The organism is Dietzia sp. DQ12-76, from assembly GCF_014145045.1.
GTDB lineage: Bacteria > Actinomycetota > Actinomycetes > Mycobacteriales > Mycobacteriaceae > Dietzia.
The window spans coordinates 3,619-11,240 of sequence record NZ_JAALDV010000250.1; the positions used below are offsets into that span (position 1 = coordinate 3,619).

At 69.5% G+C, this 7,622-nt stretch carries 7 protein-coding genes and 1 pseudogene; 4 read left to right on the top strand and 4 right to left on the bottom strand.

Going from position 1 to position 7,622, the window contains the following annotated elements; translation table 11 throughout:
• Window positions 1-432, bottom strand: a 432-nt coding sequence (locus G6019_RS09320) for a GAF domain-containing protein (RefSeq protein WP_182627479.1), incomplete at its 3' end; no start/stop codon positions are given.
• Window positions 433-720: 288 nt separating this feature from the next.
• Here G6019_RS09320 and G6019_RS09325 point away from each other — a divergent pair.
• Entirely contained in the window at window positions 721-1,194 is a 474-nt protein-coding gene (locus tag G6019_RS09325) for an excalibur calcium-binding domain-containing protein (RefSeq protein WP_182613804.1), read from the top strand.
• A 209-nt stretch (window positions 1,195-1,403) separates the two neighbouring features.
• On the opposite strand, the gene G6019_RS09330 is transcribed toward G6019_RS09325, so the two are convergent.
• The 3 genes from G6019_RS09330 to G6019_RS09340 all read right to left on the bottom strand — a co-directional run bounded on the left by G6019_RS09330 (window position 1,404) and on the right by G6019_RS09340 (window position 4,996).
• Window positions 1,404-2,609, bottom strand: coding sequence for an acyl-CoA dehydrogenase family protein (locus G6019_RS09330; protein WP_107755977.1), 1,206 nt, complete (start codon window positions 2,607-2,609; stop codon window positions 1,404-1,406).
• Window positions 2,610-2,658: 49 nt separating this feature from the next.
• Window positions 2,659-4,065, bottom strand: coding sequence for an acyl-CoA dehydrogenase family protein (locus G6019_RS09335; protein WP_182613813.1), 1,407 nt, complete (start codon window positions 4,063-4,065; stop codon window positions 2,659-2,661).
• A gap of 121 nt (window positions 4,066-4,186) precedes the next feature.
• The gene (locus G6019_RS09340) at window positions 4,187-4,996 is read right to left on the bottom strand and encodes an inositol monophosphatase family protein (protein ID WP_182613805.1); all 810 of its coding nucleotides are present in this window, start codon (window positions 4,994-4,996) and stop codon (window positions 4,187-4,189) included.
• 166 nt (window positions 4,997-5,162) lie between these two features.
• Between G6019_RS09340 and prfB the strand changes: the two genes are divergently transcribed.
• The 3 genes and pseudogenes from prfB to G6019_RS09355 form a co-directional block, all read left to right on the top strand.
• Window positions 5,163-6,272, top strand: coding sequence for a peptide chain release factor 2 (prfB, locus tag G6019_RS09345; RefSeq protein ID WP_017836577.1), 1,110 nt, complete (start codon window positions 5,163-5,165; stop codon window positions 6,270-6,272).
• Window positions 6,269-7,165, top strand: coding sequence for a mechanosensitive ion channel family protein (locus tag G6019_RS09350; RefSeq protein WP_182613806.1), 897 nt, complete (start codon window positions 6,269-6,271; stop codon window positions 7,163-7,165). Before prfB ends, G6019_RS09350 begins: the two co-directional genes overlap by 4 nt.
• Window positions 7,165-7,622 (top strand): annotated as a pseudogene (locus tag G6019_RS09355) (hypothetical protein); the annotation flags it as partial. The gene G6019_RS09350 and the pseudogene G6019_RS09355, both read left to right, overlap by 1 nt.

Here is a 7,622-nt window from a genome sequence, read left to right on the forward strand (position 1 = left end):
GTTGCGGCCACCGCGCGCGAAGGTGGCCAGGACGGCGTCGGGGACGCTCGACCGGTCTGTCGGTTCGGATCGCCACGTGCACTCACGGACGTGCACCAGGTCCACCGAGTGCGCCTCGTCTGAGGCGTCGTAGCGCCACGGCCCCGCGAGACGCCCGAGCCAGTAGTGGCCGTCGACGTCCCGGGTCCACACGTAGACGCCGTCGGGGGCGTCGGCGAACCGCTCGATCCGGCGGGCCAACCTGGAGTCGTGCTGCGCCGCGGCGGCGTCGACCGCTTCGGCGAGCGACGACGGCGACGGCCCCTCGAGGCGCCCTCCCATGCCGCAGAGGCCGAGGCGCAGGCCGCGCTCGACTCCGCCACCGTCGGGCACCCGGTCGTCCCGCGACCGCATCGGGGCCCGGAAGAGGGGGACGTCGTCGTCAGGGGACATCGGTTCTGCTCCTGTTCGCGCGGCACCGTACCCGTCATGGTGCCTGTCGCCAGTCGCCCCGGCAGTGATCCAAGGCAACTCGGCGCACGACAGGTCGAGGTTGCGACGCGCGATCACGGGGACGTCAGGACGGGTGTCGAGGTTCGCGTGGTCCCCGGGGAGATGAGATGCGGTAGACGAGAATGTCCAGTCGGACCCCTGAGGGGGAGTTGGTCCCTCGGACCAGTTGAAGTGGTGCCACAAGCGAATCGCCCAAAGCGAGGCGGATGCCGGTAACAACTGTTAAGAATGCTTTCACTCTACGAAAGGCATTCCGTGCGCACATTCTTTGCTGCCGTCCTAGTTGCCCCGCTCCTCCTGGCCGGATGTGGGGACACTTCCGAAGAGGCGGACACCACGACATCGTCGTCCACGGCATTCCGAACGACGGCACCCCGAACGACGACCACAACGCAGACCACCTCTTTGCAGCGTCCTACCACCGCAAGCAGCGAACCGGCAACGCGCGCAGTCACGCAGGCCCCCCAGCCGCAGCCCGAGCCCTTACCGGAAGAGTTCCGGCCCGCACTTGCGCCCGAGCCTCCGCCGGTACAGTCAGCGCCGCAGCCGCAGACATTTGCACCGGAGCCGGTTCCTGCGAGCGCTTACTACGCAAACTGCTCCGAAGCCAAGGCTGCCGGGGCCGCGCCCCTGTACCCGAGCAGCCCCGGATACAGATCAGGTCTGGATAGAGACGGAGACGGCGTCGCCTGCGAAAAGTAGTGATTCGCGGTAGGCCGTAAACGGATTTGTCTGGAAGGCCGGAGACCGGCTCACCTAGTACTGGCGGGCTGCCCTGTCGTTCGGGGTTCGGCGGGCGAGGGACCACCTCGGGACGGAGCCCTGAGCAAGGTTTCGACGTCGACGAAGAACGCCCCTGCGGACCGATGGCCCGCAGGGGCGTTCTGCTCAGAAGATGCCCTCGGAGCTCGTCACTTCAGCTCGGCGCTGGACAGGTCGAGCAGTCGCCGCGCGATCACCAGCTGCTGGATCTGCTGGGTGCCTTCGAAGATGTCGAGGATCTTGGAGTCGCGCGACCACTTCTCCAGGAAACTGCGCTCGGAGTAGCCGTAGCTGCCGGCCAGCTCGACCGCGCCCAGGGTCACGGCGGAGCCGGTGCGCCCGGCCTTGGCCTTGCACATCGACGCCTCCTTGGTGTTGGGCATCTTGTTGTCGGCCATCCACGCCGCCCGCAGGGTGAGCAGATACGCGGACTCCCAGTCGGCCTCGAGCTCGAGGTACTTGGCCACCGCGGCGGGCTGGCTGGTCGCGGGCCGGTCGTAGTCGATCTCCAGCCCGGCCTCCTCGAGCAGCGCCCGGATCTCCTCCAGCGCGGCACGCGCGACGCCGACCGCCATCCCCGCCACGAGCGGGCGGGTGTTGTCGAACGTCTGCATGGCGCCGGCGAAACCCTTGTCCACCCGGACCTCGGGATCGCCCAGGAGGTTCTCCTTGGGGACCCGGCAGTTGTCGAAGGTGATCTGTGCGGTGTCGGAGGCGCGGATGCCGAGCTTGTGCTCCAGCCGGTCCACGTTCACACCGGGGTGCTCGCGCGGCACGACGAAGGACTTGATGGCCGCGCGGCCCTTGCTCTTGTCGAGGGTCGCCCACACGACGATGTGGTCGGCCCGGGCACCGGACGTGATGTAGATCTTGGTGCCGTTGATCACGTACTCGTCGCCGTCCAACCGGGCGGTGGTGGACACCGCGGCGGAGTCGGAACCGAACTCGGGCTCGGTGATCGCCATGGAGGCCCAGACCCGTCCGAACCTCTCCATCTGCTCGTCGTTGGCGACCGCGGCGATCGCGGAGTTGCCCAGGCCCTGGCGCGGGATCGACAGGGTGAGTCCGACGTCCCCCCAGCACGTCTCGATGATGTTGAGGAGCGACTTCATGTTGCCGCCGTTGGACACGCCCTCGCGACGCGGCGCGCCGCCCGACCCCATGGTGGCACCGGAGGCGGCCTGCCCTGCGTCCTCCATGGCCTCCATCATGGCCTTGAGAGTGTCGAGCTCGACGGGGTACTCGTGCTCCGCGAGGTCGTACTTGCGGGACACGGGACGGAAGATCTGGGTGGCGACCTGGCGGGCCTGGTTGGCGCCCGCCTCGAGCCGCTTGGGGAGTTCGAGGTTGATCATCGTCAGAGTTCCTTAGTCCGGGTGGGGCGGGTGGCGGGGTGGGTGGTGATCACAGGACCACCACTCCCTCGGCCACGCCCACGGCGCGCAGGTCGCGGTACCAGCGCTCGACGGGGTGTTCCTTGGTGAACCCGTGGCCACCGAGCAGCTGGACGCCGTCGAGCCCGATCCTCATGCCCTTGTCGGCGGCGATCTTGCGGGCCAGTGCGGCCTCGCGGGCGAAGGGGAGTCCCTGCTCGGCGCGGGACGCCCCACGCCAGGTGACCAGGCGCATGCCGTCGAGTTCGGTGGCCATGTCGGCGACGGCGAAGGCGACCGCCTGGCGGTGGGCGATGGGCTCGCCGAACGCCTGGCGCTCCTTGACGTACGGGGTCACGTAGTCGAGGACCGCGTGCGAGGTGCCCACGGCGAGTGAGGCCCAACCCAGGCGGGACAGGCGGATGACGTCGGCGTAGGTGGCGGCCCGGTCCTCGGGGGAGGAGTCGGGGCCACCCAGGACGGCATCGGAGGGCAGCGAGACGTCGGTCAGGACGAGGCGTCCCAGGCCCGCGGCTCGCAGGCCCATGGACGGGTCCGCCTCGACCACGAGACCCTCGGTGTCGGACTCGACCACGAAGAGCGTCGGGGCGCCGTCGAGGGAGGCCGCGATGACGAAGAGCTCCGCGCTGCCGGCGGTGGGCACCATCGACTTGACGCCGTTGAGCGTGAAGCCTCCCGGCCCGCGGGTCGCGGTGGTCGTGAGCTCGAACGGGTCGAAGAGCGGGCGGGGCTCGGCCACCACCACGGCGGCCGCCGGGGTCTTCTCGGAGGCGAAGGCCGGAAGATAGCTCTTCTGCTGCGCGTCGGACCCGAACTGGGTCAGGGTGGTGGCGACTCCGGAGGGCGCCAGGATCGGCAGGGCCAGCCCCATGTCGCCGTACGCCAGCGCCTCGGCGACCAGGGAGTTGGTCACCACTCCGCGCTCGGAGGCGATGCCCTCGAACTCCTCGGGCACGTTGAGCATGGTGGCGCCGATCTCGGCGGAGCGCTCCAGCAGCGAGGCCGGGGCCTCGGCGGCGTGGTCGGCGTCGTGGGCGGCCGGCCGCATGACCTCGGTGGCGAAGTCCCGGACCGTCTCGACGATCATCTGCTGGTCGTCGTCGAGGGTGAGGTCAAAGAGGTCGGGCCTCGACCCGGAGTCGGCGTCCGGCAGGCGCTTGGGCGCGCCGGATCCGGAGACCTTCTTGAAGGACTTGGTGGCGGCGCCGAGGGTCTTGAAGCCGGTCTTGGTGGCCTCGTAGGTGACCCGGTCGACCTTGTGGCGCAGGTTGAAGCGCTCGGCGAACTCCGACCCGGTGATCGTCGTGAGCGCGCGCATGGCGGCTCCGATGGCGTCGATCCTCGTGGGGTTCTTGCCCGGAGTGGAGGTCTCCGCGCGTCCGGTCGTGGACGGGGACGTCGAATTCTTGCTCATCATCACCAGCTGTTCTCGTGACGGACGGTGGACGGTGCTGTCGACGGACATCTTACTTCGGAGTAAGTTCCGAGCGCCACACTTTCCCCTCAAATCGTCTCGAGTGCAGGTCAGGGCGTCTAACTCAGCCCCGGAGAAGCGCTACCGCGTCCTCGACGGCCCCGGGACGGCCCGCCACGAACCAGTCGTAACCGTTCACCTCGACGGTCGCGCAGAGCCCGCCGGCGCCCTCGACGAGCGCCCGCCCGGGGAGCCAGTCCCACTCCGGGCACGAGTGCTGGCACCACACCGAGTGGACGCCGCAGGCCACCGCCGCGAGGTCGACCGAACCCGAACCGAGCATCCGGATGGTCGCCGCGCCCCGGCTGACGCGGTGGAAGGGATCGGCGAGGTCGGGGTCGGCGAAGAACGGCGGGTGCAGATAGGTGGCCAGGCTCCCGGCGGCCAACGCACCGGGGGTGAGGCGGGTCACCGGGACGCCGTTGCGGCGGGTGGGGACGTCCGAACCTCCGACGAAGGTCTCTCCGGTGACGGGGCGGTGGACGGCCCCCAGGAGGTAGTCGTCCGGGCCGGTCACCGCGACGGCCGAACACCAGTAGTCGGAACCGCTGACGAAGTTGTACGTCCCGTCGACGGGGTCGACGACCCACCTGCGCTCGTGGCGCCCCTGGACGAGGGTCCCCTCCTCGCCGAGGACCCCGTCCTCGGGCCGGTGGGCGGCCAGGAGCGTGGTGATCTGGTGTTCGGCGGCCCTGTCCGCCTCGGTGACCACGTCGGACACCGAGGTCTTGTGGTGCACATCCAGTCCGTCGTCACGGAGACGTCGCGCCAGGGTCCCGGCGTCGACGACGAGCCGGGCGGCCAGATCTTCGTCCGCGATCGCCGTGACGGACTCGTCGGAGGGGTGCCGCCGGTGGCGGGTCTCAGGGGGCATAGGCTTCCTCCGCTGGTCCGCAGTGGCCCGCCGACCTCGTGCGGTAGCGGGTCCGTCCCCCGCGACGCTACCCCCGTCAGGCGACGGCGGGGCGTGCGGCGGACCTCGGGCGGGTGGCGGGTGGGCGAACACGAGGAGGACGCCGACCCGCGTAGACTCCGATGCCGTGCACCCCGACGTTTCCGCCGACATCGCCGCCCTCGACGCCACCATGACGACGGTCGAGAAGGTCCTCGACATCGAGGAACTCGCCCGTCGCGTCGACGAGCTGGAGCAGATGGCCGCTGACCCCGACCTGTGGAACGACCAGGAACGGGCGCAGAAGGTCACCAGCGAGCTCTCCTACATCCAGGCCGACCTGCGGCGGTGCCGTGAGCTCCGCCAGCGCATCGAGGACCTCCCGCTGATGTACGAGCTCGCGGAGGAGGAGGGCGACGGGGCCGTCGAGGAGGCGGACGCCGAGCGGGCGCAGCTCCGGGAGGACGTCGAGGCGATCGAGGTCAAGACGATGCTCAGCGGCGAGTACGACCAGCGTGAGGCCGTGGTCAACATCCGTGCCGGTGCGGGCGGTGTCGACGCCGCGGACTTCGCGGAGATGTTGATGCGCATGTACGTGCGGTGGGCGGAGAAGGCCGGTCACAAGGTCGAGGTCTACGACACCTCGTACGCGGAGGAGGCCGGGATCAAGTCGGCGACGTTCGTCGTCCACGACCCGTACATGTACGGAACGCTCTCGGTGGAGCAGGGCACGCACCGCCTGGTGCGGATCAGCCCGTTCGACAACCAGGGTCGGCGGCAGACGTCCTTCGCCGAGGTCGAGGTGCTGCCGGTGGTGGAGCAGACGGACTCGATCGAGGTCGACGAGAACGAGGTGCGCGTCGACGTCTACCGCTCGTCCGGCCCCGGCGGACAGTCCGTCAACACCACCGACTCGGCGGTCCGCCTCACCCACGTCCCGACCGGGATCGTGGTGACGTGCCAGAACGAGAAGTCCCAGTTGCAGAACAAGGTCGCGGCCATGAAGGTCCTGCAGGCCAAGTTGCTCGCGCGCAAGCAGCAGGAGGAGCGGGCGGCGCTGGACGCGCTCGGGTCGGGGGGGAACGCCTCCTGGGGTAACCAGATGCGGTCCTACGTCCTGCACCCGTACCAGATGGTCAAGGACCTGCGGACAGAGTTCGAGGTCAACAACCCGTCGGCGGTCCTGGACGGCGACCTCGACGGGTTCATCGAGGCTGGCATCCGGTGGCGGATGCGGGAGGGGGCCGACGCGGAGTGAGTCTGCAGAGTGATTTCAGTCCGATCCTGAGGTGGTTGGGCAACGAGGGCCTGGAGGTCGTCCTCCTCGTCCTCGGTGCGGCGCTGCTGACCCGGGTGATCGCCAAGATCGCGCGGATGTGGACGGGGCGGATAGACTCACGCCACGCCGGCGAGGAATTCTGGTCCGAGGAGTCCAAGCACCTCCACTCCCTGATCCAGGTGATCTCGTATGTCGCCGTGGGTGTTCTCTACATCCTGTTCGGGATCCAGATCCTCCTGCGCTTCGGCGTCAACCTCGTCGCGCTGGTCGCGCCTGCGACCGTCCTCGGTGCGGCGCTGGGCTTCGGTGCGCAGAAGATCGTCCAGGACTTCCTGGCCGGGTTCTTCGTCCTTGCCGAGCGTCAATACGGCTACGGCGACATCGTCGAGCTCACCACGGCGACGGGGGTGACGGCGGGAACCGTCGAGGACGTCACCCTGCGGATCACGCGTCTGCGGACCCTCGACGGTGAGGCGGTGATCGTGCCCAACGGTCAGATCGTCACCGCGGTCAACCAGTCGCAGGACTGGGCGCGCGCGATCATCGACGTCCCGGTGCCCAACAACGCCGACATGGACAAGGCCCACGAGGTCCTCGCAGAGGTCTGCCGCGAGATCCTCGACGACGAGCGGGTCGGCCAGTACATCCTGGATGAGCCCACCGTGATGGGAGTGCAGTCGATCCGCCTGGAGCAGACCGTGATCCGGTTGCTGGCCCGCACCAAGCCCGGCATGCAGTGGGAGGTCGGCCGGCGGATGCGCGCGGTCATCCTGCGCCGTTTCCGCGCGGAGGGCATCGTCCTGGAACCGGAGGCACTGGCCGCGATCCGGGCGGGCATGGTCCGCCCGCAGACCGGAGAGGGGAGCGCGTGATGGCCGAGCGCCGAGACGACGACACGACACCCGACGACCGCACACCAGACGACACGGCGGCGACGACCACGCGGGAACCCGTGATCACCAGCGATCCGCTGGGTCTCGGCGGGACCACCGATCCCGACGCCCCGTCCCGTCGCCCCCGACCGAAGGTCCTCTCGCTCCTCGGGGAGTTCTTCTCGATGTCGCGGACCACCGCGATCCTGCTGGTGACGTTCGTGGTGGTGGGCATCCTGTACTCGATGGTGAGGGAGCAGCCCGTCGTCGCCATCCGGACGCCCGCCCCACCCCCGGCGACCACCACGGAGGTCGAGCCGACCGCGCCGACGGGAACCCCCACGAGCACCCCCCCGACGGAACCGGTCACCGGGACGACCGTGCCCACGACGACCACGCCGACCGCGCCGACCGGGGTCCCCACGGGAACTCAGGCACCCGGGGGTCAGCCGACGAC